A 24,045-nucleotide genomic window follows, 5' to 3' on the forward strand; every position below is an offset into this window, starting at 1 on the left:
CTCAACAAAGCGCGATGGGATTAGGCTCAATCGTCATCGCGCTTTAGCTCCTCTTTTTTGAGCATGATCTCCGCGCAAACGCGTTCCGCGTTTGTCGCGAGGGAAAACCGCTTCACAGTTTTCCGGACCATGCTCTCGAAACAAAAATGCCCGGCGCAAAGCCGGGCATCTTTTCTATCAGCTCGCGCCGCGGTTGACAGATGATCTTTTCATCACCTAACCGACCTCGCTGCCTTTTGTTCAGTCGCGTGCAACGCACATAGCGATGCCCATGCCGCCGCCGATGCACAGCGTCGCGAGGCCCTTCTTGGCATCGCGCTTCTGCATCTCGTGCAGCAGCGTCACCAGCACGCGGGCACCCGACGCGCCGACCGGATGGCCGATCGCGATCGCACCGCCGTTGACGTTGACCTTGGCCGGATCCCAGCCGAGGTCCTTATTGACGGCGCAGGCCTGCGCGGCGAACGCCTCGTTGGCCTCGATCAGGTCGAGGTCGGCGATGTTCCAGCCGGCCTTCTTCAGCGCCGCGCGGGAGGCGGGGATCGGACCGGTGCCCATGATCTTGGGGTCGACGCCGGCCTGGCCCCACGAGACGATGCGGGCGAGCACCTTCTTGCCCTGCTTGGCAGCTTCCTTGGCGGTCATCAGCACGACGGCGGCGGCGCCGTCATTGATGCCCGAGGCGTTGCCGGCGGTCACGGTACCGTCCTTCTCGAACGCCGCGCGGAGCTTGGCCATCGCGTCGAGCGTGGCGCCATGACGCGGATACTCGTCGGCGTCGACCACGATGTCGCCCTTGCGGGACTTGATCGTGACCGGGACGATCTCGTCCTTGAACCTGCCGGCCTTCTGGGCCGCCTCGGCCTTGTTCTGCGAGCCGACCGCGAACTCGTCCTGCTGCGAGCGGGTGATCTGGTACTGCTTGGCGACGTTCTCGGCGGTGTTGCCCATGTGGTAGCCGTTGAAGGCGTCCCACAGGCCGTCCTTGATCATGGTGTCGATCAGCTCGAGGCCGCCCATCTTGACGCCGCCGCGCAGATACTGCGCGTGCGGGGCCATGCTCATGGATTCCTGGCCGCCGGCCACGACGATCGAGGAATCGCCGTTGAGCAGCGCCTGATAGCCGAGGGCCACCGTGCGCAGGCCCGAGCCGCAGAGCTGGTTGACGCCCCAGGCCGGGCTCTCCACCGGGATGCCGGCCGCGATCGAGGCCTGGCGGGCCGGGTTCTGGCCCTGCGCGGCGGTCAGGATCTGGCCCATGATGACTTCGGAGACCTGACCACCCTCGACGCCGGCACGCTCCAGCGCCGCCTTGATGGCGATCGCGCCGAGGTCGTGGGCCGGAGTGGTGGCGAACGCGCCGTTGAAGCTACCGACGGGGGTGCGGGCGGCGCTGACGATGACGACATCGTCTGACATGGACATCTCCTATGGGTTGTAGCTGGGTTTCTCGACGGCGGGCGGCCGGTTTGGCGGGCCTGTCTCTTGGTGACTATCCTGTAAACCTCGTTGAGACATGTCAATCGCGCTGACGCGCAAATCGCGCCGCGGCGCACTCAAAATGGCGCTCTTGGCACATTCCTGAGCAAATCCTATGCTTTGGAATTAACCGCATAGCACAAAACTGTAGCCGAACCGCTTTGAAAATGCTTACCTTTGCTGCGATGCGTTGCATTTAGCCCTGCGGCGATGCCGTCGGGTTCAAGGTTCTTCGGTGTTGAAGTGAGAGCCCATGGCAAAATCTGAACAACCGACCACGATCAAGAAATACGCGAACCGGCGGCTCTATAATACCGGTACGAGCACCTATGTGACGCTCGAGGATCTCGCGGCGATGGTGAAGGAAGGCGAGGATTTCCTCGTCTATGACGCCAAGACCGGCGACGACATTACCCGCTCGGTGCTCGCGCAGATCATCTTCGAGCAGGAAAACAAGGCCGGGCAGAACCTGCTGCCGACCACCTTCCTGCGGCAGCTGATCCGCTTCTATGGCGACAGCATGCAGATGGTCGTGCCGAAATATCTCGAACAGTCGATCGAGACGCTGACCAAGGAACAGGAGAAATTCCGCAAGCAGATCGCGGGCGCCTTGAGCGGCACGCCGTTTGCTCCGCTGGAAGAGCAGGTCCGCCGCAACATGGAGCTGTTCCAGCAGACCTTCTCGATGTTCAAGCCGTTCGTGCCGCAGCGCGGTGGTGCCGAGACCGAGAAGGTGCCGGAGCCCACCCCCGATGACGGCAACATCGACGATCTCCGCCGCCAGATGAAGGACATGCAGGAACGCCTCGAGCGCATGTCGCAGCCGACGAAGAAGGACGAGTAGGCCTTCGCGCTTCGTGCCGTGCGTTCTGTGATCCGTCACCCCCGCGCAAAGGCTTCGCCTTTGTCGCTGGAGGAGCGCGCAAAGCGCGCGTCTCGAAGGGTCGACGGCCACGAGCCGGGCCGTGCATCCTTCGAGGCTCGCTCCGCTCGCACCTCAGGATGACGGGTCTTGGAGCGGCCAGGCAGAACTAGCCGGCGGCTGACACGGCCTTCTCCGGCGGCGCGTTCAACGGCCGGACCACGATCACTTCGCGAATGCTGACGGCGGCACCTTTGGCCGGCGTCAGGCGCTGCTTGCCCCGGGAAGCATGCTTTTTCGCACGATTGCGTGCACGCCCCAATTGCCGTCGGCAACCTGCGTGACGCCGAAATCGACGCCGAGCGAAATCAGCGCCAGCGCCTCGTCCTCGCTGAGACGGTAGCACTCCATCAGGAATTTGCGCGTCGCGCGGAACGCATTGCGCAGCGCGAGATCGACTGACGAGCGCTGGTAGATCTCCGACTGCGCGTTGCGCCCGAGCTCGCGCAGATAATTGCCGTAGCTGAAGCCGTGCAGGATCCACTCCTCCGGCGTCTCCAGCAGCGGATGCGCAAGTCCCTCGACATGCGGCTTGGTCGACTTGCCGCTCTTGTGCACGATGAAGCGAAACTGGCCGGTGAGCGATAGCTCGAGCGCGGTGCCGTTGACCTCGCCGTCGCCTTGCGCGAAATGCGGATCGCCGATCGAGAACAGCGCGCCTGATACGGCGACCGGCAGATAGAGCGTGGTGCCCTTGGTGGCGCGCCAATTGTCGACATTGCCGCCGAAATAGCCGGGCGGAATCGAATCGATGATGTCGGACTCACGCGGCGCCACCGCCATGAAACCGAAATGCAATCGCGCCGGAATCCGCACGCCGGCGAGCACGCCGCGCTGCTTCTCGATGGTCGTGTGATCGACCGGCACGCCCGGATAATCCATCGTCTCGTGACGCACGCCGAACGGATCGGTCTGCGGCGTCCAGCGATAGGAATAGACCGCGCGCGCCCATTCGGCCTGCGCATCCGTCTCGAAGATCGTGATGGTCTCGCGCTTGGCCGGCGGGTCGATCAGGTCGTTGTACTGAAAGCCCCACCAGGCCGCGGCGTTGCTGCCGAACGACTTGCCGGCGAAGGCTGGATTGGCTGATGGCCGCGGCCAGATATCGAGGATCTGCACCTCGAGCACGTCACCCGGCTCCGCGCCGCAGACATGGATCGGGCCGGTGCAGATGTGCACGCCAAAACCTTCGCCGGCGCCGCGGCCGAAGATCGAGCCGTCCATAGGGCCCGCGCCGCGCCGTTCGACCGACTTGCCCTCGGCGGTCCAGTGAAACACGCTCTCGGCGCCGGGGTCGCCCTTGATCATGCGCTCGTAGTCATCGAAGGCGTGCTGGGTCAGCGTCTCGATCGTCACCAGCGCGCCCGACTGCACGCTCATGACCGGCGGGATGGCGCGGCTGAGATAGCCCCAATGGGCGGTCTCCCTGGACACCTTGAGATGATGATGTGACGCGCCTCGCCCTTCGGGCGCCGCCGCGGGTAGCTCGACCGGCAGCACCGGCTCTCGCTGCGCAATCGTCTCGCGCACCACCGGGCCTGACGCGAGACTTGGCGCAAGCCGCAACACCGTTGCGGTGCCGCGCGCAAGCCGTGGCCTGCCGCGCGTACGCTCGGCCTCGGCTTCACGCGGGACGGCCTTGCGGAAATCGCGCGGCGAGGTGCCGTAGGTCGCGCTGAACATGCGGCTGAAATGCGCCTGATCGGTGAAGCCCCAGCGGTAGCTGATTTCAGCGATGCGCTGGTCGGCATAATTCGGATCGATCAGGTCGTTGCAGCAGCGTTCCAGCCGCCGCTCACGCACATAGGCCGAGAACGTCGTGTTCTGCCGCTCGAACAGCCGTTGCAGATAGCGTTGCGACAGCCCCTCCTGCCGCGCGATGTCGGCGATGGTCAGGCTGGCATTGCCGAGCTGGGCCTCGATCGCGGCATCGACCCGCCGCAAATGGCCGGCCTGCACCTGCGTCATCGCTTCGGGGTCAAGCCGCGTCTCGCCGAGCAATGCACCGGCAACGAGTTCGGTGACTGCAACTTCGGCGGTGGCGAGATCGGCCTTGTCCAGGATCGCGAAATTGCCGCCCAGCGTCCGCATCACCGGACGCACGGCCGCGGCCGCGATCGTCGCACCGAGCACGGCCGGCAGACGCAGGCGATTGTGTCCGAGCCGTCCGAGCAGCCGCTCACGCGGCAGTTCGAGCAGCAGGATCTCGAAATCCTCGCGCAAGGTCATGCGCCAGGGCGATTGCAGGTCGCACACCGAGACGTCGTTGTCGGCGAACTCGCAACTGCGTTGGCCGGACGAAATGCTGCCGCGGCCGTAGGCATGGAAGATGATGGCGACCCGCGACGGCATTCCCGGCGATGCTGCATGGCCATTGCAGACGATCTGCTGCTCCGTGGAACGCAGCAGCGCAAGCTGCGCGCCGCTGGTCGAGCGCTTTGCGGTCAGCTCGCCGAACTGGAATTGGCCGGCCTCCGGCAATTCGCAATCGAGCTGCAATCCTGCCAGCGCTTGGCGCCAGACCTCCCGCCGGTTTTGCCGCGGGATCGCATCGACCGAAATCCGATAGGTCGTCGCGACCATCACCCCTCCTGGCCGGAGCACCGCGACCTTCAAGTCACGGAGCCGTGAAGACAGCGTGCACCGATTGCGGGGAGGCGGCAAGCGTGTTGCGGCGGCACGGATTGCCCAGCCTTCGTGCAATGAACGTTCGTGGTCGCCCTCGCGCGGCACGCGACCTCCCGCGAACGCGGTGCAACTTGATCGAATGCGTCCAAATTCTTGACCATGGCGGCCATGCCGCGATGCGAAGGCGGCCGCCGCGGATGCTCTGACGCCTTTGCACATGCTTTCGCGCTGCGAGGAGCACAAGTGCGCCTACAAATTATTGGGCGCGCCCGGTCATGTCGGGATGGCACGGCGCAATGCACTCTCATGCGCACTTCGACCCAAGGAGCTTGAGGAGAGCAGAGATGTGCGCAGGTGACGACAAGAACTGCCCGGACTTCGCATTGCATCATCGTCAGTTCAAGGAGACGCTCGACCGGGAACGCCGCTCGTTCCTGCGCTCGAGCTTCGCAGCGGCCGGTGGCGCCGCGGCGATGACCGCCGGCGGCATCTCGCTGGTGACGCCGAAGATGGCGGCCGCCGCCGAGAAGCATCAGCCGGCGCAGCGCGCCTATCACCATCTGCCGGCCAATGCCGACACCGTGCATTGGGGCTATTTCAGCAAGTCGCTGAAGCCGCGCGTCGAGATCAATTCCGGCGACTTCATCACCATCGAGGCGCTGACGCACCACGCCAATGACGATGCCGAGCGCATGGTGAAGGGCGATCCCGGCGTCGAGAGCGTCTATCTCTGGACCAAGGAGAAGAAAGGCGTGAACCGGCGCGGCGCCGGCCCGATGGATGCCTCGCTGTTCGGACGCGGCGCCGGCGAAGGCCTCGGCGTGCACATCTGCACCGGGCCGGTGTTCGTGCGCGGGGCCGAGGAAGGCGACGTGCTCGAGCTGCGTATCATCGACGTGGCGCCGCGGCCCTGCGCCAATCCGAAATATTCCGGCAAGGCGTTCGGCAGCAACGCCGCGGCGTCGTGGGGCTTCCACTACAAGGATCTGCTCACCGAGCCGAAGCCGCGCGAGGTCGTCACCATCTACGAGGTCGACGCAACGGGCGAGCGCAACTGGGCGCGCGCCGTCTACAACTTCACCTGGACGCCGCAGACCGATCCGTCCGGCGTGGTCCACAAGACCATCGATTATCCGGGCGTGCCGGTCGATCACTCGACGGTCAAGGAGAACCACGGCATCCTGAAGAACGTGCGCATCCCGGTGCGCCCGCATTTCGGCGTGATCGGGCTCGCGCCCAAGGAAGCCGAGTTCGTCGATTCGATCCCGCCGAGCTACACCGGCGGCAACATCGACAATTGGCGGATCGGCAAGGGCGCCACGATGTATTACCCGGTGGCGGTGGAGGGCGGGCTGCTCTCGGTCGGCGATTCCCATGCCTCGCAGGGCGATTCCGAACTGTGCGGCACGGCGATCGAATGCTCGCTCAACGGCACCTTCCAGATCATCCTGCACAAGAAGGCGGACCTCGCCGGCACCGCGCTGGAAGCGCTCGACTATCCGATGCTGGAGACCCAGGACGAGTGGCTGGTGCACGGCTTCAGCTTCGCCAACTATCTCAGCGAGCTCGGCTCCGGCGCGCAGACCGAGATCTACAAGAAGTCGTCGGTCGACCTCGCGCTGCGCGATGCCTTCCGCAAGATGCGCAAATTCCTGATGACGACGAAGAAGCTGACCGAGGACGAAGCGATCTCGCTGATCTCGCTCGGCGTCGACTTCGGCGTGACCCAGGTGGTCGACGGCAATTGGGGCGTCCACGCCGTGATCCGCAAGGACATTTTTGCGGGCGGCGATAGCTGATGAAAGACGAGTAGGTTTCTCGTCTCAGTCGCCGGGCTGTCCAGCTCTGAATCCCCGTCACCCTGAGGAGCGCGCATTGCGCGCGTCTCGAAGGGTCGACGGCCACCAGCCGGGCCGTGCATCCTTCGAGACGCCGCTACGCGGCTCCTCAGGATGACGGTCTTTCTAACGGCGATCCAAATCACCCCGCCGCGGGAACGGCGTTCTCCGGCGGCACATTCCACGGCCGGTCCGGCGAGGCGAGACCGATCAGGCGGCCCTGGATGAAGTCGCAACCCCATTCGCGCAGCATCACCGCGGCTTCCTCGTCCTGCACCCATTCGGCGACGGTCTTGATCTCGAGCCGCCGCGCGAGATCGATCAGCGTCTGCACGAAAGCGCGATCGTCCGCCGAACGCACGATGTTCTGCACGAAGGCGCCGTCGATTTTGACAATATCGACGCCGAGCTTGCGCAGATTGCGGAACGAGGTGTAGCCGGCGCCGAAATCGTCGATCGCGATCCGGCTGCCGAAATTCTTCAGCCGCGTCACGAAGCCGCGGACGTCGTCGATATCCTGGATCGCGACCGTCTCGGTGATTTCGACGATCAGCCGCTCGCCGACACCGGGATGCGCCCGCATCAAGGATTCGATGGTGGCCCACCAGTCCGGATCCATCGTGGTGTCGGGCGAGATGTTGAGGCTGAGCTGCACGCCGGGGGCCGAAGCGAGCTCGGCGATCGCAAGCTCCAGCACGCGGTGATCGACCAGCCGGATCAGGCCGAGCCGCTCGGCGACCGGCACGATGTCCGGCGCGAGCAGCGCACGGCCGTCGTCCTGCTCCATGCGGACCAGGCACTCGTAGAACGAAGGCTGCCGCGAGCGCGCATCGACCACCGGCTCGAAGCCGATCACGATACGCCGCTCGTTCAGCGCGGTGACGATCTCGTCGGTGACGCGGATATTGACGCGGCGCTGGGCGTCGCGCTCGACATTCGGCTTCCACAGCGCGAACGATCCGGCGCGGCGGCTCTTGGCGGTCTCCAGCGTCTCCTGGGCGCGATTGACCGCCTCCTCCGCCGACTTGGCATGGCGCGGGATGGTGACGGCGCCGATCGATGCCGTCACCGACACCGGGCCGGACTTGGTCGGCACCACCTCGTCGCGCACCGCAGCGAGGAAGCGCTCCGCCGCCACGTTGGTGTCGTCGACGGTGCAGTTGCGCAGGATCAGGCCGAACTTGTTGCCGGAGAAGCGGCCGAGCATGTCGCCGCTGCGCAGCCGGGCCCTGATTCGTTTCGCCACCTCGGCGATGACGGCATCAGCGACATCGAAGCCGAAGGCATCGTTGACCCGCGCCAGATGATCGATGCCGATCAGCATGAAGGCGCAGGAGGTGCGGAAGCGCGCGCACTCCTCGATGCTCTCGGCGAGCGAGGCGACCAGATGGGTGCGGTTGAGCTCGTTGGTCAATGGATCGTGCCGCGACAGCTTCAAGAGCTGCTCGTCGCGGGCGTGCCGTTCATTGTTGACGCGGACGACGCCCTGCACGCGCGCCGGCCTGCCGTCGGCGCCGGCAAACCAGCAGCCGGTCTCCTCGATCCAGATCACCGGCGCCGAGGTGACGGCCCGCACGCCATATTCGATCCGGTAGGGAATGCCCTCGCCGCCCTGCACCGGCGCGGACTGGCCAAGCGCATCCATGCGGACCGAGCGCGATGGCTCGATCAGTTTTGCGAGCTCGGTGCCGCTGGCGAGCGCAGCGGCGGGGATATCCGGGAAGACCGCCGCCACATTGTCGCTCCAGGCAATCGCATCACTCGCCAGGTCCCAGGCGAATGTCGCTTGGCCGAGCGAGGCGAGGATGCTGGTAGCTGGCGGGACAGGGAGCATCGAACATGTCTCGATTTGGGACGGCACCCGGTGATTCTGTACGCTCTCAAGATAGTGGTTCCGGCGAATCCAACGCTAGGAGAACTTGATAAATAATCTGGAAACCACGTTTTCGACTGCCGCGGAACGAACTGGGGATGGCGGGCATGACCCTTGCCATGAGGGTGTTGCAGAGGGACGCGACGTCCCAAACTATGACGCTCCAACGGGTCGCAGGCGATGCTCGATATCGATCAATCAGAGGTGCTGGACGGCGAGTTCACAGATGCGGCCGGGGCGACCGGCACGGCGCTGGTGCCGCTGGCCACGACCACCCATTGGGCGCCCAAGATCCCGCTGCCCCACGGCGACCCTTCGTTTCTGGCGCACCTGATCGCAACCGCCGCGCACGAGCCGCAGACGCGCGGGCTGCGGCGTGGGTCATTGGCCGACGCGCAGACCGCTTACGGCCCGCATGTCGACGAACGCCGCAGCGTCGCGCGGCGCACAAGGCAAATCATCTAGCAGATGGTCTCGAAGGTCAGTGGGCCTTGACGGGCCGGTTGCCGTGGCTGTCCTGCGGCACGCCGCGACGCAGCGACATGTGCGAATGGATACCGAGCCAGCCCCCGTCGGCCTGACGCGCCAGAATGATCGTCGCCCGCCCCGGCCGGTCGAAGCGGCTGCCGTCCGGATGAAAGCCGGTGCTGGTCCACGGCGTGATCACCGTCGCCATGCCGCCGTCGGCGCTGATCAGCACCTGCGTATGCTTAAGATCGAAGGCGAAATCCGCGGTGCGGGGCCAGACATTGTCCCACTGCATCTCGGTCCAGCGCGTGCGGCCGTGGATGAGTTCCTGGTAGGTGCCGAACGAGATGATGTCCGAATGCCAGAACGGACGGGCGGCAGCATAATCGACCGCCCTGACGCAGGCGGCGAACCGTTCGAGCCAGTCGAAGATCGATTGCGTTGTCGTCGAATCGGCGATCGGAAGGGGCGCTTGTTCGCTCATGGCTCCCTCCGAAAACGCGCTAGCGTTGCGGCGTGTCCGACGATGGCTGGCCGCCCGGCTGCAAATCCGGGGAGGCGACGGTGGGCTTGGGCGCGGATTGATCGGCCAGCACCGATTCCGCGACCGATGTCGCCGGTGGAACCGGCGCGGCCGGCGCTGGTGCCGCAGGCGCCGGTGCGGCGACGGGCGCGGGCTCAGCACGCGGCGCGGGTGCGGGTTGCGGCGCCTCGGGTTGAGCCTTGCTGACGCTCGGCGCCGGAGCGGCGGCCATCGTGCGGCGGCGGGTGCGCAGCGCAATTCCGGAAATGAAATCCACCAGCGCCAGCAGCGTGAGCAGGCAATAGGTCGAGTTGCCGAATTTCGGCCAGAGCACGAATTCGGCGGCGGCCGCGCCGAACACGATCAGCGACAGCAGATGGTCGGTGAGATATTTCGCGCCGGGGCGCGCGCCCTTGACGACCTCGAGCAGCAACAGCAGCACGCCGGCGGCAAGCAGCATGTCACTGAGCGTGATCTGCCACACTTCGCCCGACAGCAATGTCAGCCTGATCAGCGGGTCCGTGAAGGACACGCCGGGCATCAGGAAGGCGATGATGTTGTAGACCGCGAGCGGAACGAGCAGCAGCGGAAAACCGACCATCGGGGCTTGCGCCTTATTTCAGGGAGAACCAGCAATGCGGCGATGGCATTGGCCTCGCCGCGGACGCGCCCGTCTTGACCGCACTCGTTGGCCGAATTCGGGCGCAGCGCCGTTCTGACTAGAGCGTGATCTCCGCGCAAACGCCTTTGGCGTTTGTCGCGAGGGAAAACCTTTCCGGATCATGCTCCCGCCAGCGGCGCGGCAGCCGAAGGTCCGATCAGGATTCTTTCTTGGCCTTCAGGACCTGGCGGCCCTTATACATGCCGGTCTTCAGGTCGAGGTGGTGCGGACGGCGCAGTTCGCCGGAGTCCTTGTCCTCGACATAGGTCGGGGTCTTGATCGCATCGGCCGAACGGCGCATGCCACGGCGCGACGGCGAGGTTTTTCTTCTGGGAACGGCCATGACGGTGTCCTCTAGGGTGTTGCGGAGGCATCGTCCGAAATGCGGACGGGCTCAGCGCTTCGAAGCGCAAGCTGCGATGCCGGTAAGGCCGCGCTTATAGAGGAAGGGCCCGCGTAAATCTAGGCCCGGAGACAGCAAAATCCGCCCGAAATCGCGCTCAAGAGCCGCGACTTTCGCGCCAGCAGCGCGTCACGGAGTTGGCCCGGGCCATGTACGTGCCGGACAGCCTGCGAACCCCCGGCCCCGGGTTCCGGGCACTCCTTTTGACCGGATTCGGCAGAATCGCCGCCAAAAGCGCCGCCTCCCGCGGTGACAGCTCAGCTGCGGACCGGCCGAAGGCATATTGGGCACCGGCTTCGGCGCCGAATTGCCCGGATGGGCCCATTTCCGCGATGTTGAGGTAGATTTCCAGGATCCGCTGCTTCGGCAGCACGAAATCGATCCAGAGCGCCAGCGGCAGTTCCAGCCCCTTGCGGATCACGCTGCGACCGGGCCACAGGAACAGGTTCTTGGCCACCTGCTGGGTGATGGTCGAGCCGCCGCGGGCCGCCTCGCCATCCTCTGCGTCGTCGAGCGCCTCGCGCAGCGCGCCCCAATCGACGCCGCGGTGCTTGCAGAAATGAGCGTCCTCCGAGCCGACCACGGACCGCGGCACATAGGGCGACATGGCGCCGAAATCGATCCAGTGCCGCGTGACCGGGGCCCCGCGCAGGGTGCGCCACGCCATCAGGGCCGAAACTGGCTGACCGCTGCGATAGAACGGCGTCACCAGATAGGGCAGCAACAGCAGCGCCAGCAAAAGCAGCAATAAAATCCGGACAATGCGCAAAGCGAGGGTTCCGGGGAGGACCTTTCCAGGGAGGATTTGGGACCCGCCCGCCAGAATACGGCCGGCGCCATCAGACGTCTGGGGGATAATTCACGGTTTTTCCAGCACTTTTAAGGCGCAATCCGTCGCAGGGCGGGAATTGACGAAGCCGATCCCATCAACGATTGTCCGGCCGAAAATCGATCTGGAGCAATTCTTAATGACGACCGGTACTGCAGAGTTTTCCAAGCGGCTGGACCAGACCGCGGAGGATACCGAAGCCCTGCTCGCGAAACTGTTGTCCGATGCGCCCGAGAGCGACGAGATCGTGCGCCCGAAGCGGCTGATCGAGGCCATGCGCTATTCGAGCCTCGGCGGCGGCAAGCGGCTGCGGCCGTTCCTCGCGGTCGAGAGCGCTGCGGTATTCGGCATCCCGCGCGACTCCGCGCTGCTGGTGGGCGCAGCGCTTGAATGCATCCACTGCTACTCGCTGATCCACGACGATCTGCCGGCGATGGACAATTCCGATCTGCGCCGCGGCCGCCCGACCCTGCACAAGGCCTATGACGACGCCACCGCGATCCTCGCCGGCGACGCGCTGCTGACGATCGCCTTCGACATCATCACCCGCGATGCGATCCACAAGGACGCCCAGGTGCGCCTGCTCTTGACCCGCGCGCTGGCGCGCGCCTCGGGCATCGGCGGCATGGCCGGCGGCCAGATCCTCGACCTCGCCGGCGAAGGCCGCTTCGGCGACCGCGAGCCGGTCGACGTCGCGCGCGTGCAGCAGATGAAGACCGGCGCGCTGCTCCGCTTCGGCTGCATCGCCGGCGCGATCCTCGGCCAGGCCTCGCAGAAGGAATACCAGGCGCTCGACGATTACGGCAAAGCGCTCGGCGAAGCCTTCCAGATCGCCGACGATCTGCTCGACGTCGAGGGCGACGCCGCCGCACTCGGCAAGCCGGCAGGCGCCGATGCCGTGCTCGGCAAGACCACATTCGTCACCCAGCTCGGCATCGACGGCGCCAAGCAGCGCGTGCGCGACCTGCTGGCGCGCGCCGACGCCGCGCTGTCGGTGTTCGGCGACAGGGGCGACGTGCTGCGCGCGGCCGCCCGTTTCGTCGCCGAGCGCAAGAACTAGATCATGATGCGAATCGCATCATGATCTAATCTCCTTGTCTGAGCATGATCTTTTCGGAAGACCGGGCTCCACTTTTCCGGATCATGCTCTAACCGAAAGTACGCGCGAAATGAGCAAGGAGATCGACGACCGCCTTGTTCGTTTCCGCAAGCTGCCGATGCCGGCCCGTGTCGTCGTGGGCCGGCCGCGCACCTTCGCTTCGATCGTGGTCGGCGTCGTCGTTGCCATGCTGGCGCCGGACTCGATGCGCCTCGTCACGCGCATGCTCGCCGGCTGGGACGCCTTCGCTGCGCTCTATCTCGCGCTCGCCTATGTGATGATGCTGCGCTGTGGCGTCGCCCATATCAAGCGCAGCGCCATCCTGCAGGACGATGGCCGTTTCCTGATCCTGCTGTTGACCGCGTTCGGCGCGCTGGCGAGCCTCTTGGCCATCGTGTTCGAGCTCGGCGCCTCCAAGGGCAGCCACGCGGGACTTGCGGTGGCAATCGTCACCATCACGCTGTCATGGGCCGTGGTCCACACCGCCTTCGCGTTGCACTACGCCCACGAGTTCTACCGCGGCAAGACGCCCGGCGGATTGCAGTTCCCGAGCGGCGATGAGCATGTCGACGCCGACTACTGGGATTTCGTCTATTTCTCGTTCGTGATCGGCATGACCGCGCAGGTCTCCGACGTCGGCATCACCGACAAGATCATCCGCCGCACCGCCACCGTGCACGGCGTCATCTCGTTCGTGTTCAACACCGCGCTGCTGGCGCTGATGGTGAATATTGCGGCCAGCGCAATCTAGCCTGGACCGAGAACCGTAAGGCAGACAAGACGAGGGCCACGGCCAGATCGCAATCTAGTTTGTTCCAGCCCCGAACGGCGTCCAAGCCCACGCCCTTCGGAGAAAGTCCTCAACGCGAGCGAGAATGGAGCGCGGGTAAAGCGCCTGAGCATCCGGGCATTGCTGGTTTCTCCACCACGGCGTTTCCCGATCAACCTCGTTCGAGCCCACCTTGCGAAGCAAGGCACAGGCCTTACGCTGAAGTGAGGCCGGGTCGAGATCCCAGAAATCGATCTGGTCGGCGGCCGATATGAGCCGCGTGCCGTTCGCCGCAAAGGCCAGGAACCCCGGCGTTCCCGTGTCGTCTCCCTGTGGTGTAAGCTCGAATGGCGGCCAGCGCGCTCCGCCCCACAGACGGACAACCCCCTGTGAAGAGGCGATGGCGAACAGCGATTCATTTCGGCTGAACGAAATGAACGAGGCCCCATGCGTGTCAACTCGGACCTCGCCTGCGGTCTCGGGGCCGAGATCCCACCGGGTGATCGTCCCGAATTGCCCGCCGATGAGCAATATCTGATGGCTCTTCTTGTCATGCGCAAAGGCGATGTCCTGTACACGTCGAGAGAAGGGCGTAAGCGGCAACGCCCACTTCTTTGGCGTGAACCCAGATCTGTCCACGGACCATAGCCGGATCTGATCGACGCCTCCTTCGGAATCGCCGGTCGCGCCTCCCGCCGCGAACGTCCTGCCGTCCTCACTGAACGCAATCTCCCTGACACGTTGCAGATCGGAGCTGATCCACTTTCCTCTGGCGGGATTGTCGAGCCTCAGAAGGAATATGGGCTGAAACGAACCTTGATGCGTTTCAGACGGCCCCGAACCGTTCTGGAACGAAATCGCAAGCCACTGTCCGTCCGGGCTCAACACAGCCCGCTGAGGTGCCTTGCCCCTAAAGTCGGGAGTGATGAAGTCGGAACTGCCGAGTGACACAATACGCTCGGGCGGCGCACTCATGAGATTCCGGAATTGCCAGATCGTGACCTCATAGGGATCATCCTGCAAACAGTCCTTGGGGGGCTGTGATCGTGTGCAGCCGATCGTGGCAAGGCGCCGAGTGTGCATACTGGCCGAGAACCGCTGAACCTCTCCTTTCCCGGCGGCGAACTCAACGATTTTCTTTCCGTGCCCCTCTCCGAGCTCAAAAATTGCAACACCGGATTGTTCGGCGTCAGTTGGCGCGCTCTTCAGCGCGATCCAGGCGGTCCCGCCCTCCTCGGCAAGAAGTGCACCACGTATCGGCCTGCGGGTGGCCGAGGGTATGCGGACACGCAGAGAGTCCTGTTTGCCTGCAGGATCCAGAACCGCGACATAGCCACCGAGCGTCGCCGCAGCCAGCAGACCGCTGCGGCTGTCGACCGCAAGACCGTAGGTCTGGTCGCCAATATGGGCCCATCTGGCCTTTGCGCAGAATTCGGGCGGCTCGGATTCGTTCGAGCTGGCAGCGACGGGGCTGTATTCCAAGCCGCTACTCGAACCAATCGCGAGTTGCCAAGTCCCGCAGCCTTCAAAGAAGGCCAGGCTGTACACCGCGGAAGGGCTCTGATGGTGGATCGTCCTGCGGCTGGGGGGAGAGGATTTCGTGTCCAATACATCGACGACGCCGCGCCAATAGTGACCGATAGCGATCTGCTTGCCGTCCGGCGAATGGGTCAATGTCAAGATCGCGTCGTTTTCCGTGCGCGTATAGCCTGTCAGGGGAGTGCAATCCCAGGACTGCCCGGGAGCCGTTGTGCAGCTCAGCACGTTGCCGTCGCCATCACCGGCAAGGAGCGTGTCATCGACGGGTGAGAATGCCACGCTTTGGACAGTTGCGGAAGCTTTAGCTCCCCCGCTCCACTTGACGGGCTGGGTGGACGGGTCGCCCCGTTCATCGAGCTGAACTAACGCGACACGCTCTTTTCCTCCGCTAGCTGCGACGAGACGACCGTCTCTCCGGATGCTGATGCTCCTGATCAAGCCAGGCGACGCCGTGGTGCTGCCGATCCGATGCCAATCATCAGCCGACCACACCGACAGCTCGCCGCTGCGGCATCCGATCACAAGGAAGCGTCCGTGAGGTTCGAACGCCAGGGCCGAGACTCCCTGATCGTCGGTGCAGGGCTTGAGCGATTGCGGGGACGATCCTGCGCCATCTGCCGAACCTGCCAAATAGAGCCGGCCGTCGCTCCCCCCGAAGGCAAGCAGCTGATCGGACCGCGTGGGATGGAAAGCGACCGCATTGAAGACCGCGCCATCCTCGACGAACAGCCGTTTCAGATTGGCCGCGTTCAGAAGCGTCGACAGCAAGACCTCGCGCAACTGCGGGCGCAGTTCGCCCCCGATATTGTCCGGCAAGGCTGCCACCTTGATCCCGGCCTGCAGCGACACGATGAGTGCACGGTTGATCTGGCCGCCATATGACGCTTCGGTAGCGCGCGCAAAATCCGCCAACACCTCGGAGCGATCGCGATCCGCGCGCGCCGACATGACCCAGAGAGCGCTGCCCAGGAGTACGACCACTGCGACGGCCGCACATGTCATAAGGAAGTAATTGAACTGTTTTTCCCGGTCACGGGCGAGCTGGTCGGCATCGACGTGGTCCCTGCTGGCTTGCACATAATCCCGCTCGAGTTGGTCCAGGCCGGTCAGCCGCAACGCATCGTGCAACTGCCAGGGACTCAACAAGTCTGTAGAGGGGCTACGGCCGTGCGCATCCCAGCGTCGTGCGGCCTCGGTCAGCGCCAACCGCTGCCGCACGGCCTCCCGCTTGTTGCCGATCCATCCGACATAGCGGGACCAGTTGCGCAACAGAGCCTCGTGCTTGACTTCAACCGTCGCATCACCGTCGGCCGTTGGGGTGATACGCAGGAAGTCCTCGCGCGCGAGCAGCTCGAGCATTCCGGGAGTACGCGGATTTCCGGTTTCAAGCAAAGCGCTCCGCATCCGCGGCTCGCGATAGGCTTCCATCATCCGGTCGATGCGCACGAGCTCGAGCAGGATCCGCTCCGCCTCCTCCCGGTTTTCCGGTGACAATCCATTGTAGAAGTCCTCGGCGTAACGCCCGAGCGCAACCAACGGGCTGCCGACCCGCTCATAGGCCTCGCGCGTGATGCGATTGTGGTCCCGCCGCTTCCACAGCGACATCAGGGCAAACTGCAAAAGCGGGAGTGCGGTATCCTGACCGAGAACGCTCTTGATCATGTCGTCGACAATGCCCGGCGCCAGATGCAGGTTGACGAGGGCAGCCGGTCGCTCGACGGCCGCCCTGAGCCCTTCATACACCATCGGCCATTCCTTCATCGAAAAGCGCGCGTGCCGGGCGACGTACGGGCGCAGCAATTCGAGCTTGTCGATTTCGTTGGCGAATTCCTCGCGCAACGTGAGGATGACACGGTTGGCCGGGTTCGATTGCAGTAGTGCATCAATGGCGGCCGCCATTGCGGCGCAATCGCGATCGTCGCACAGCGTGAATGCCTCTTCGAACTGGTCGACGACCAGCAGGACCGGCGCTGCGGCCGCCGCGCCCAGCATCTCGGGCAAGCGCGCCGGATTGTCGTGCAGCGCCTTGGCTTCGGCACTACGATCGAACCCGGCATCGGGAATCGCCGCATTAAGCGCATCCACCAGATTTTCGAGCATCGCATTGCCGGGCACGAATGGTCCAACCACTCGAAATTTCGGCGCGCCGTCGACAGTCCGAAGCATCGGCAACGCGCCGCCCATCACGAGCGACGACTTACCGCTTCCCGACGCGCCCTCGACCACGACCAGCGGCACCTCGTCCAAGCGCTGCAGCAAATTGGCGACGGCTGTTTCGCGGCCAAAGAAGAAAGCGCTGCTGCGGAACGATTCCAGCCCTACGTAGGGGCACTTGTCGTCACCGAGATCAGGCAGGCGCTCGGCATCGAATGAGGCAAGGCGCGGCCGAGGGGCACGAATCCCAGCATGCGACAACGTGGAAGACCAGTAGTCGAGCAAGACCTGGCAGGCCGTCCGCTCCTTGATGTCCTCGACAAGGGCTCCGGTCATCGCACCACGGTCGAGGAAGCAGCGGATGTTCGATTCAAGCGCCCCCAAGGCAGCAATCTCGCTTTCCGGACTGCTGTCGTTGCCCAGCCGCCGGTCCATGTCCTGCAGCAGGTCTGAATTCACGCGGCGCATCTCGGCGGCGGCGTCGAATGGCGCCGGCTGCACTGTGGCAACCGGAGAGTCAGACATTTTGGGGCTCCGGCTCAATTTGCTGAAGAATCGCCTTCAACGGCAGCGTCGTCTCACGCAACTCGGCACAAAATCTCTTGAGGTCACCGTCCACCTCTCGAAAGAGCTCGCCGACCTCATTGGCATAGTCGTTGAGCAGCCCCAACACGATGCCGGCTTTGTCGCCCGCTGCGATTGCGGTTCCAATGCCGGTCTCGAGCTCCTCCAGATCCTGCCGACGGTTCTCGAAAACGGGTGAGAATGGCGCCGTGAAGCGTTCGCGCATCCTCTGGATGGATTTCCAGTTTGCAGTCAGACCGGCACGATTCGCATTGTCCCATGTGCCGATCCTGTATTGGCCGCCGAACATGCTGCGCAGCTTGTTGTCGAGGCCCTGCAATAGACCGTGGTCCCGTACACGCGATGCCAAGCTCCCGCGCAAGTCGTTCAGCGCGTCGATACCGGCGAACATGGGTTTGAGTTCGCGGTTCGCGGCGGCGGCTGGATCCAGCAGGCGCACCACGGCAGTCATCAGATTCCGCAACTCATGCAGTTCCAGTTGCCGCATTGCCCGTTCGATCTCGTCGTTCAACCGCGCCGGTATCGCGCCTCCCAACCCTTCCAGCTCGCCAACGAGATGGTCGAAGTCCGCCGTGGCTTGCGTGCTGGTCACGTTATCGAATGCGAGGGCTGCTGCCTGCAGACGCTCGGGCAGTTCGATGCCCAGCAGCCCGCTCAGGCTCGGAATGATTTCGGCCAACTGGCGCTGCGACGCCTGTATATCGCGTTCCTGCTGCCTGAATTTCCGTTGGGCGCTGGCAAGCGCCCGGACTGAGACCGTTTCCGCCGAATCAAGGCCCGACACCAGCACCTGCAACTCGCTGCGAATGGGAATGAGAGATTTCGACTCGATCTCATGCAACGCGTCATGGACGTTCTTGAGCAATCTGATCTCGTCGACCCCCCGATCGGCGGTCTCGATCACGACCCGCGAGCGGCTGACCGCGTCGGCGACTTGCGCGTTCCGGCGGATCAATTTCTCGAGCTGCCGAATACCTATCTCGCCGGTCGCGAGATCATTGGATTGCTTGAGCTTGGGATTTCGCTTCAAGGCCTCCACCAGCCGCTCTGTATCGGCCTCCCAGTGGATTTCCGAGATCTGGTAGGCTTGGATATTATGAAAACCCAGCTCCCTGAGCTCAGCAGGCAGCTCGTTCTGCAGCGGCGGCTTATCCCTTCCGATCAGCACTGGGAAAATCTTCTTCGACCGTCTCTGTGCCGTGGCGATTTCGCTGCGAACCCAATCATCGGGAGCATCGAGCGATCGTAGGCCGGGCGATCGTTCGCAGGTGGACCATCGCGGTCCGATCAGCGCCACCAGGGCTTCGCAATTCTCCAGCCCGTCGCTTAGCGCCTTATCCCAATCTTCTCCCCAAGGGATGCTGTCCCCCCTCAAGTCCATGAACACGGCGTCCTTACCGAACATTCGGGTAAGATCCCCGTACAAATGGCCGCCGGCATCCATGGTATCGATGCGTCGATAATTTATGAAAATCTCACGCATTGCTGGCCTCAATCGACACGAATTATTTTTGCGCCGAACCCGCTCGGGCGGACTAGCAGACCTGAAAATCCTCTAGTTGTAGTTGAAATATGGGGTAATATCAAATGCTCGCATCGGTCGATGGAGGGAAGATCAGCTGATCTGGATCAACAGCGGCTCTGCGCCCAATTGTCGGAGTGTGGGGGCCTTTGAGAGGTGGCACCTGACGTCACGCCTTCACGTGGCCTGCGTCAGCTACGTGCCGTGCGCGAACGCATCGAAGGCGCTTTGCTGTTTGTTTCTCGGGCCGATTTCGGTCCTGGCGTTCGTGCTCATGATGGCTCTTCCCGTCGGCGCGTCATCGATGGGAGCTCGCGGCGCCGCGCAGTGCGATCGCTCCCGTTTTCGCGTCGTCGTGGACGTCGGACATACGGTCCAGGCGCCGGGCGCGCTGAGTGCTCGCAACGTCACCGAGTACAGCTTCAACCTTCGACTGGGTCAGGAGATTCAAAGACGACTGGCATCCGATGGCTTTACCGGCAGCGTGTTGCTCGTGACCGAAGGTGAGGCAAGGCCAAGCCTGTTCAAGCGGGCGGCCGAGGCAAACGAGCTCCCAGCAGATCTGTTCCTTTCGATCCACCACGATTCCGTGCCAGACCAGCTGCTTGAAGATTGGGAGTTCGAAGGAACGCCAAGTCATTTCAGCGATCGATTCAGCGGCTACTCGCTGTTCGTTTCCCGTGATAATCCGCATTACGATGCGAGCGTGCTGTTCGCGACGCTCCTCGGGAAACGGCTGAAGGTCCGCGGTTTGCAGTATGCTCGCCAGTACACGGAACTGATCATGGGCAAGTACCAGCACGAATTGGTGGACGCCGAGCTCGGGATCTACCGATATGATCAGCTCATTGTGCTCAAGGAAACCAAGATGCCTTCCGTCTTGTTCGAAGCGGGCTCGATCATCAACCGCGACGAGGAGCTGCAAATGAACTCACCGGAGCGGCGTGATTTGATCACCGCTTCGGTGAACGACGCGGTGGAAGCGTTCTGCGAGGCCCGGGCCGGCGGCTGAGGCAGCAGCTGCCTCGCTAGTTACAGACCTCGACATTGCCGGTGTTACCGCCGGGGCCGCCGCCGCCGCGGTACTCGAGATGGCAGCCGCGCCTGACCGGACGGCACAGATAGGCATCGCACATGATCTGACCGCTGCCGCCGCCCTCCGCCCTGGCACGGCCCTGCGGGCGCGGAACTTCCGCGGACGGAACCTGTGGCTCGCGCTGCGGGTGGAAGGCGCGTTCGCGGTCACGGCGCGAGGGGCGCTCGTCGCTGTCGCGCTTGGCAACCGGCTTCCGCTCGCGCCGCTTCTCGCATTCATTGTCGTCGTTGAGGAACGAGCCCTCGGCGCACACGATCCGCGTGCAGCGATCGCCGTCGGCCTTGTAGCCATGCTCGCAGGCCAGCGGACAGACACGGGACTGCTTCAGCCTGACGGCATCGAGGGCGTCGACGTTCGCGGTCTTGATGTCGAGCTTGGTGCCGGCATAGCGGTTGAACAAGGTCAGCGAGCGCTGCGAGGCGGCGTTCCAGTCGCCATCGACGGCGCCGGTCAGGCAGCCGACGCGGCGCAGTTCGGTCTGCACCGATTTGACCACGTCCACCTCGGGCGGCCCGGTAGCCAATGCGGCCACGGTCGTGGTCTTCTCGGGAGCCGCCGGCGGAGCTGGCGGCGCAGACGCAGCCTGCGTTGCCGCTTGATCGGTCGCCGGCTTGTTGGTCGCGGCGCGATCGGCAAGCGCGGCATCCGCCTGGCGCTTCTGCTCGGCGGCCGCGGCCTGCTCCTGCGCGACCTGCTTGGCCCGCTCCGCGGCAAGACGCGCCGCTTCGGCAGCCTTCGCGTCGGCCTCGGCCTTGGCCTGCTGCGCCTTCTGCGCGCCCTCGGCGGCGAGCCGAGCGCGCTCCTGCTCGGCGAGACGCGCCTTCTCGGTGGCCGCCACCCGCGCGTCCTCGGCGGTGAACTTCTCCAGCTGCAACCTCGCAAGGTTGGCGTAATAGCCGCTCGGATATTGGGCGAGGAAGGCGTTCATCGCGCTCTTGTTGCCGATCTGCAGCGCCAGCTCGTAATCGCGACGGGCCTCCGACTGCGGCGTCGGTGCCGGGGCTGCGGGCGCGGCAGCAGCGGCGGCCGGCGCCGGCCTGGCCGGTGCCGGCACCAGCGGCACGTCCTCGCCGCCGAGCGAGCCATAGACGAACGGCTCCTGGCGATTGTTGGTGGTCTTCAGCACCTCGTCGCGGACGTAGCCGAAGGCGCGGCGCACATCGAGACCGGGGGTCGGCAGGAACTTGGACAGCGCGATCGTGAACGGGCTGTTCTTGCCGTCGCCGTCGGCCGCAGTCGAGCCGGCCTTCGCGGAATAGGCGATCAGCACGTTCGGACTGGTCGGCTCGACCTTGGCGAGCCCCTGCCCGATCGCCCGGGTCGCCAGCGTCCGCTTCATGGTCTTGGCAAACGGATTGTCGCGGCAGGCATCGAGGATCACCAGCCGCAGCTTTCGGGCCGGCTCGATCGCGACCAGGATGCGGTCGAGCGAGAACGCCTCGTCATAGACGTCGGTGTCGCGCTCCAGCCTGGCATCGACCGGGATCAGGTAATTGGCGCCGTCGACCTCGATGCCGTGGCCGGCGTAGTAGACCAGCGCGATATCGGCATCGCGGGCGAGGTCGGCGAATTCGCGCAGCGCGCGGCGGGTTTCGACGGCCGGGAGGTCCTTGCGGAAGTCGACCACGTCGAAGCCGGCATTCTTCAGCGTCGCGGCCATCACCGAGGCATCGTTGACCGGGTTGGCCAGCGCCGCGGTGTTGCGATAGGCCGAATTGCCAAGCACCAGCGCCACGCGCTTCTCGGCGAAGGCGGGCTGGCAGACGATCAGCAGCAAGGCCGCGACGGCGAGCAGCAATCGATTCAATTTCGAGAACCCGGACCCGTTCATTTGCGACACTCTGGCCGTTTCCTGGAGCGCCGATCCGATTGAATCGGAACGAGGCTCTAGTTTCTTGTTTGACGCGTTTCCTTCACGCGAACCGGCACCCACTTCGCTCGAAAACGCTCTAGCATGCAGGTCCGTTTAGCAGAAGCAAGCGGGATGCCTTGTGAGGCGCCTCACGGTCCGCGGCGGCATGGACCATGCCATCCTGACCATTAGTCGGCGAAACCGACCGCCGGTTCGGATTTGGCTGGTCGCGCGATTTCGTGCACGATCGAGCCAACAAGAACAGAACCACGGAGGACATGATGCAGGGCACAAGCGCGGCGGTTCCATCCGCCAGGGCCGGCAAGGTCCGCAGCATGGCCAGAACCCTCCTCGCCGTCGCGCTGCTGGCCGGCTGCGCCGCGGGCTGCGGCCTGGTCGACGCCGTGTTCGATGGCTTCAAGCACGCCAAGGCCGTGGAGAACGATCTGGTTGCGATGGTCGGGGTCAAACCAGCAGTCGGATTCAACTGGCACAATGGCCGGCTCACGTCGGTAACCGTCACCTTCCCCAGCCTGCTGCAGGACAAGCCATTGCATGAACTCGCCGACGCCGCGCGCGCTGCGGTCGGCAAGGAGTTCAAGCAGCGCGCCGACGACGTCGTGCTCGCCTTCTCGCTGGGACCGTCCGAGACCGTGGCGGCGCAATCGGACCCAACTCAGGGCAAGAACTTGCCTTGAGCGGATTTATTCCCCGCCTTGCGTGACGTGCTCCTGATATTGCGGCAGGTCGTCCAGTATCTCGTACCAGGGCGCCTTGGAGCCGACGAAGATATGCGCGGTAGGCCGGATCGTCGGCGCATCGCGCAGCGTGCCCATCGTGACATGGACGTAGGCGCCGTTACGGACCTGCGAATAGAGCAGCGACCCGCAGCGGCCGCAATGCGCGTCGTGGGTGAGCTCATCGCCGTAGATCAAGAGACCATCGGCGCCGCTGGTGACGTTGAATTTTTCGCGCACGATTCCCGCGAACGGCTTGAACGCCGATCCGGTGGTGCGCCGGCAGTTCGAGCAGTGACAATTCAGCGCATAGGTGAACGCGTCGGCCACCTCGTAGCGCACGTCGCGGCAGAAGCATTCGCCGGTCAGGATCGTTTCGTCCGAATTTCCAGATACGGTCACAGCTCACCCCTCACGCGGAATTTTGTCGCCGGCCATGGCGCAATCCGGCGGTTCATGGCTAAATCCTAGAGCCCTTTCCGTTCCGATTGAATCGAACGGCGGCTCTAGATTCTCGTTTTGACGCGTTTTCTTCACGCGAACCGGTACACACTTCGCTCGAAAACGCTCTAGTAGTTCAAATCCTGCCGGGAGGACTAACCAATGAGTCAGGAACGATCCAGCGTCGAAAGCGTCGTGCAGACCTATTTCGACGGCCTCTACGAGAGCAATGCCGACAAGCTCGCGACCGCCTTTCATCCCAGTGCCGACCTGCGCTGGGTGGACAAGGGCGAACTGAAGGTCCTCAGCGTGCCGGACTGGCTCGCTTTGGTGCGCAAGCGGCCGTCGGCGAAGGCCGAGGGCAAGCCGCGGGAGGACTTCATCGTCACTATCGACCGCTCCGACGACAACACCGCCTTCATCAAGGTGCGCTGCCAGCTGCCGCCGCGCTATTTCACCGACTATCTGGTGGCGATGAAGCTCGCCGACGGCTGGCAGATCGTCTCGAAGTCGTACCGCTACGACGTGCGGGACTGACCGGGCAGCCCGCCGCATCCCTGCGACGGCTTTGTGACAACGCCCCGGCGGTCCGGCTCCGGCCGGACCGCATTGACTGGCGGGGGTTTC

19 protein-coding genes are annotated in these 24,045 nt (G+C 64.3%); 8 read left to right on the plus strand and 11 right to left on the minus strand.

The genetic code is table 11. From position 1 onward, the window contains the following. Positions 1-240 precede the first annotated feature (240 nt). Positions 241-1,419: an acetyl-CoA C-acetyltransferase gene (locus tag XH92_RS42075; RefSeq protein ID WP_050425846.1), complete on the minus strand. Its 1,179-nt coding sequence runs from the start codon at positions 1,417-1,419 to the stop codon at positions 241-243. A 313-nt stretch (positions 1,420-1,732) separates the two neighbouring features. On the opposite strand from XH92_RS42075, the gene phaR reads away from it, so the two are divergent. Continuing rightward, positions 1,733-2,323: a polyhydroxyalkanoate synthesis repressor PhaR gene (phaR, locus tag XH92_RS42080; RefSeq protein WP_194457280.1), complete on the plus strand. Its 591-nt coding sequence runs from the start codon at positions 1,733-1,735 to the stop codon at positions 2,321-2,323. Between the two features lie 282 nt (positions 2,324-2,605). Here the strand turns inward: phaR and XH92_RS42085 are convergent, their stop codons facing one another. Next, complete coding sequence (locus tag XH92_RS42085) at positions 2,606-4,984, minus strand: acetamidase/formamidase family protein (protein WP_194457281.1); 2,379 nt, start codon at positions 4,982-4,984, stop codon at positions 2,606-2,608. Between the two features lie 389 nt (positions 4,985-5,373). Between XH92_RS42085 and XH92_RS42090 the strand changes: the two genes are divergently transcribed. Then, positions 5,374-6,828: an acetamidase/formamidase family protein gene (locus XH92_RS42090; RefSeq protein WP_194457282.1), complete on the plus strand. Its 1,455-nt coding sequence runs from the start codon at positions 5,374-5,376 to the stop codon at positions 6,826-6,828. A 181-nt stretch (positions 6,829-7,009) separates the two neighbouring features. Here XH92_RS42090 and XH92_RS42095 read toward each other — a convergent pair whose 3' ends face one another. Beyond that, positions 7,010-8,701, minus strand: a complete 1,692-nt coding sequence (locus XH92_RS42095) for a bifunctional diguanylate cyclase/phosphodiesterase (RefSeq protein ID WP_194457283.1) — start codon at positions 8,699-8,701, stop codon at positions 7,010-7,012. A gap of 219 nt (positions 8,702-8,920) precedes the next feature. Between XH92_RS42095 and XH92_RS42100 the strand changes: the two genes are divergently transcribed. Beyond that, the gene (locus XH92_RS42100) at positions 8,921-9,205 is read left to right on the plus strand and encodes a hypothetical protein (protein WP_194457284.1); all 285 of its coding nucleotides are present in this window, start codon (positions 8,921-8,923) and stop codon (positions 9,203-9,205) included. A gap of 16 nt (positions 9,206-9,221) precedes the next feature. On the opposite strand, the gene XH92_RS42105 is transcribed toward XH92_RS42100, so the two are convergent. The 4 genes from XH92_RS42105 to mtgA all read right to left on the minus strand — a co-directional run bounded on the left by XH92_RS42105 (position 9,222) and on the right by mtgA (position 11,564). Then, positions 9,222-9,692, minus strand: coding sequence for a nuclear transport factor 2 family protein (locus XH92_RS42105; protein ID WP_194457285.1), 471 nt, complete (start codon positions 9,690-9,692; stop codon positions 9,222-9,224). A 19-nt stretch (positions 9,693-9,711) separates the two neighbouring features. After that, positions 9,712-10,332: a hypothetical protein gene (locus tag XH92_RS42110; RefSeq protein WP_194457286.1), complete on the minus strand. Its 621-nt coding sequence runs from the start codon at positions 10,330-10,332 to the stop codon at positions 9,712-9,714. A gap of 217 nt (positions 10,333-10,549) precedes the next feature. Beyond that, positions 10,550-10,735: a 50S ribosomal protein L32 gene (gene rpmF, locus XH92_RS42115; protein ID WP_021077536.1), complete on the minus strand. Its 186-nt coding sequence runs from the start codon at positions 10,733-10,735 to the stop codon at positions 10,550-10,552. A gap of 157 nt (positions 10,736-10,892) precedes the next feature. Continuing rightward, positions 10,893-11,564: a monofunctional biosynthetic peptidoglycan transglycosylase gene (gene mtgA, locus XH92_RS42120; protein ID WP_194457287.1), complete on the minus strand. Its 672-nt coding sequence runs from the start codon at positions 11,562-11,564 to the stop codon at positions 10,893-10,895. 199 nt (positions 11,565-11,763) lie between these two features. Here mtgA and XH92_RS42125 point away from each other — a divergent pair, with 199 nt between their 5' ends. Then, a complete protein-coding gene (locus tag XH92_RS42125; RefSeq protein WP_194457288.1) occupies positions 11,764-12,684 on the plus strand; it encodes a polyprenyl synthetase family protein in 921 nt (306 codons plus the stop codon). Positions 12,685-12,793: 109 nt separating this feature from the next. Beyond that, the gene (locus XH92_RS42130; protein ID WP_194457289.1) at positions 12,794-13,474 is read left to right on the plus strand and encodes a DUF1345 domain-containing protein; all 681 of its coding nucleotides are present in this window, start codon (positions 12,794-12,796) and stop codon (positions 13,472-13,474) included. A 54-nt stretch (positions 13,475-13,528) separates the two neighbouring features. Here the strand turns inward: XH92_RS42130 and XH92_RS42135 are convergent, their stop codons facing one another. After that, the gene (locus tag XH92_RS42135; protein WP_194457290.1) at positions 13,529-17,710 is read right to left on the minus strand and encodes an NACHT and WD repeat domain-containing protein; all 4,182 of its coding nucleotides are present in this window, start codon (positions 17,708-17,710) and stop codon (positions 13,529-13,531) included. Continuing rightward, a complete protein-coding gene (locus tag XH92_RS42140) occupies positions 17,703-19,253 on the minus strand; it encodes a toll/interleukin-1 receptor domain-containing protein (protein ID WP_194457291.1) in 1,551 nt (516 codons plus the stop codon). Before XH92_RS42140 ends, XH92_RS42135 begins: the two co-directional genes overlap by 8 nt. 220 nt (positions 19,254-19,473) lie before the next feature. Here XH92_RS42140 and XH92_RS42145 point away from each other — a divergent pair, with 220 nt between their 5' ends. Then, a complete protein-coding gene (locus XH92_RS42145; RefSeq protein ID WP_246788135.1) occupies positions 19,474-20,304 on the plus strand; it encodes an N-acetylmuramoyl-L-alanine amidase in 831 nt (276 codons plus the stop codon). A 16-nt stretch (positions 20,305-20,320) separates the two neighbouring features. On the opposite strand, the gene XH92_RS42150 is transcribed toward XH92_RS42145, so the two are convergent. Further along, a complete protein-coding gene (locus tag XH92_RS42150; protein ID WP_194457292.1) occupies positions 20,321-22,219 on the minus strand; it encodes a caspase family protein in 1,899 nt (632 codons plus the stop codon). Positions 22,220-22,521: 302 nt separating this feature from the next. Here XH92_RS42150 and XH92_RS42155 point away from each other — a divergent pair, with 302 nt between their 5' ends. Beyond that, the gene (locus tag XH92_RS42155; protein ID WP_246788137.1) at positions 22,522-22,938 is read left to right on the plus strand and encodes a hypothetical protein; all 417 of its coding nucleotides are present in this window, start codon (positions 22,522-22,524) and stop codon (positions 22,936-22,938) included. Between the two features lie 6 nt (positions 22,939-22,944). Here XH92_RS42155 and XH92_RS42160 read toward each other — a convergent pair whose 3' ends face one another. Continuing rightward, on the minus strand, positions 22,945-23,379 hold the full coding sequence (locus XH92_RS42160) for a GFA family protein (protein ID WP_194457293.1): 435 nt from the start codon (positions 23,377-23,379) through the stop codon (positions 22,945-22,947). Positions 23,380-23,580: 201 nt separating this feature from the next. Here XH92_RS42160 and XH92_RS42165 point away from each other — a divergent pair, with 201 nt between their 5' ends. Beyond that, positions 23,581-23,955 (plus strand): nuclear transport factor 2 family protein, encoded by a 375-nt coding sequence (locus XH92_RS42165; protein ID WP_173640076.1) that lies wholly within the window; start codon positions 23,581-23,583, stop codon positions 23,953-23,955. The last annotated feature ends 90 nt before the right edge of the window (positions 23,956-24,045 follow it).

The sequence above is a fragment of the Bradyrhizobium sp. CCBAU 53421 genome (assembly GCF_015291625.1).
Lineage (GTDB): Bacteria > Pseudomonadota > Alphaproteobacteria > Rhizobiales > Xanthobacteraceae > Bradyrhizobium.

Excerpts from the sequence above, each read along its gene's own strand:
- XH92_RS42150 (WP_194457292.1), bottom strand. The coding sequence starts at position 22,219 with ATGAACGGGTCCGGGTTCTCGAAATTGAATCGATTGCTGCTCGCCGTC.
- rpmF (WP_021077536.1), bottom strand. The coding sequence starts at position 10,735 with ATGGCCGTTCCCAGAAGAAAAACCTCGCCGTCGCGCCGTGGCATGCGC.
- XH92_RS42165 (WP_173640076.1), top strand. The coding sequence starts at position 23,581 with ATGAGTCAGGAACGATCCAGCGTCGAAAGCGTCGTGCAGACCTATTTC.
- XH92_RS42075 (WP_050425846.1), bottom strand. The coding sequence starts at position 1,419 with ATGTCAGACGATGTCGTCATCGTCAGCGCCGCCCGCACCCCCGTCGGT.
- phaR (WP_194457280.1), top strand. The coding sequence starts at position 1,733 with ATGGCAAAATCTGAACAACCGACCACGATCAAGAAATACGCGAACCGG.
- XH92_RS42140 (WP_194457291.1), bottom strand. The coding sequence starts at position 19,253 with ATGCGTGAGATTTTCATAAATTATCGACGCATCGATACCATGGATGCC.
- XH92_RS42095 (WP_194457283.1), bottom strand. The coding sequence starts at position 8,701 with ATGCTCCCTGTCCCGCCAGCTACCAGCATCCTCGCCTCGCTCGGCCAA.
- XH92_RS42155 (WP_246788137.1), top strand. The coding sequence starts at position 22,522 with ATGCAGGGCACAAGCGCGGCGGTTCCATCCGCCAGGGCCGGCAAGGTC.
- XH92_RS42100 (WP_194457284.1), top strand. The coding sequence starts at position 8,921 with ATGCTCGATATCGATCAATCAGAGGTGCTGGACGGCGAGTTCACAGAT.
- XH92_RS42135 (WP_194457290.1), bottom strand. The coding sequence starts at position 17,710 with ATGTCTGACTCTCCGGTTGCCACAGTGCAGCCGGCGCCATTCGACGCC.
- XH92_RS42110 (WP_194457286.1), bottom strand. The coding sequence starts at position 10,332 with ATGGTCGGTTTTCCGCTGCTGCTCGTTCCGCTCGCGGTCTACAACATC.
- XH92_RS42090 (WP_194457282.1), top strand. The coding sequence starts at position 5,374 with ATGTGCGCAGGTGACGACAAGAACTGCCCGGACTTCGCATTGCATCAT.
- XH92_RS42105 (WP_194457285.1), bottom strand. The coding sequence starts at position 9,692 with ATGAGCGAACAAGCGCCCCTTCCGATCGCCGATTCGACGACAACGCAA.
- XH92_RS42125 (WP_194457288.1), top strand. The coding sequence starts at position 11,764 with ATGACGACCGGTACTGCAGAGTTTTCCAAGCGGCTGGACCAGACCGCG.
- XH92_RS42130 (WP_194457289.1), top strand. The coding sequence starts at position 12,794 with ATGAGCAAGGAGATCGACGACCGCCTTGTTCGTTTCCGCAAGCTGCCG.
- XH92_RS42085 (WP_194457281.1), bottom strand. The coding sequence starts at position 4,984 with ATGGTCGCGACGACCTATCGGATTTCGGTCGATGCGATCCCGCGGCAA.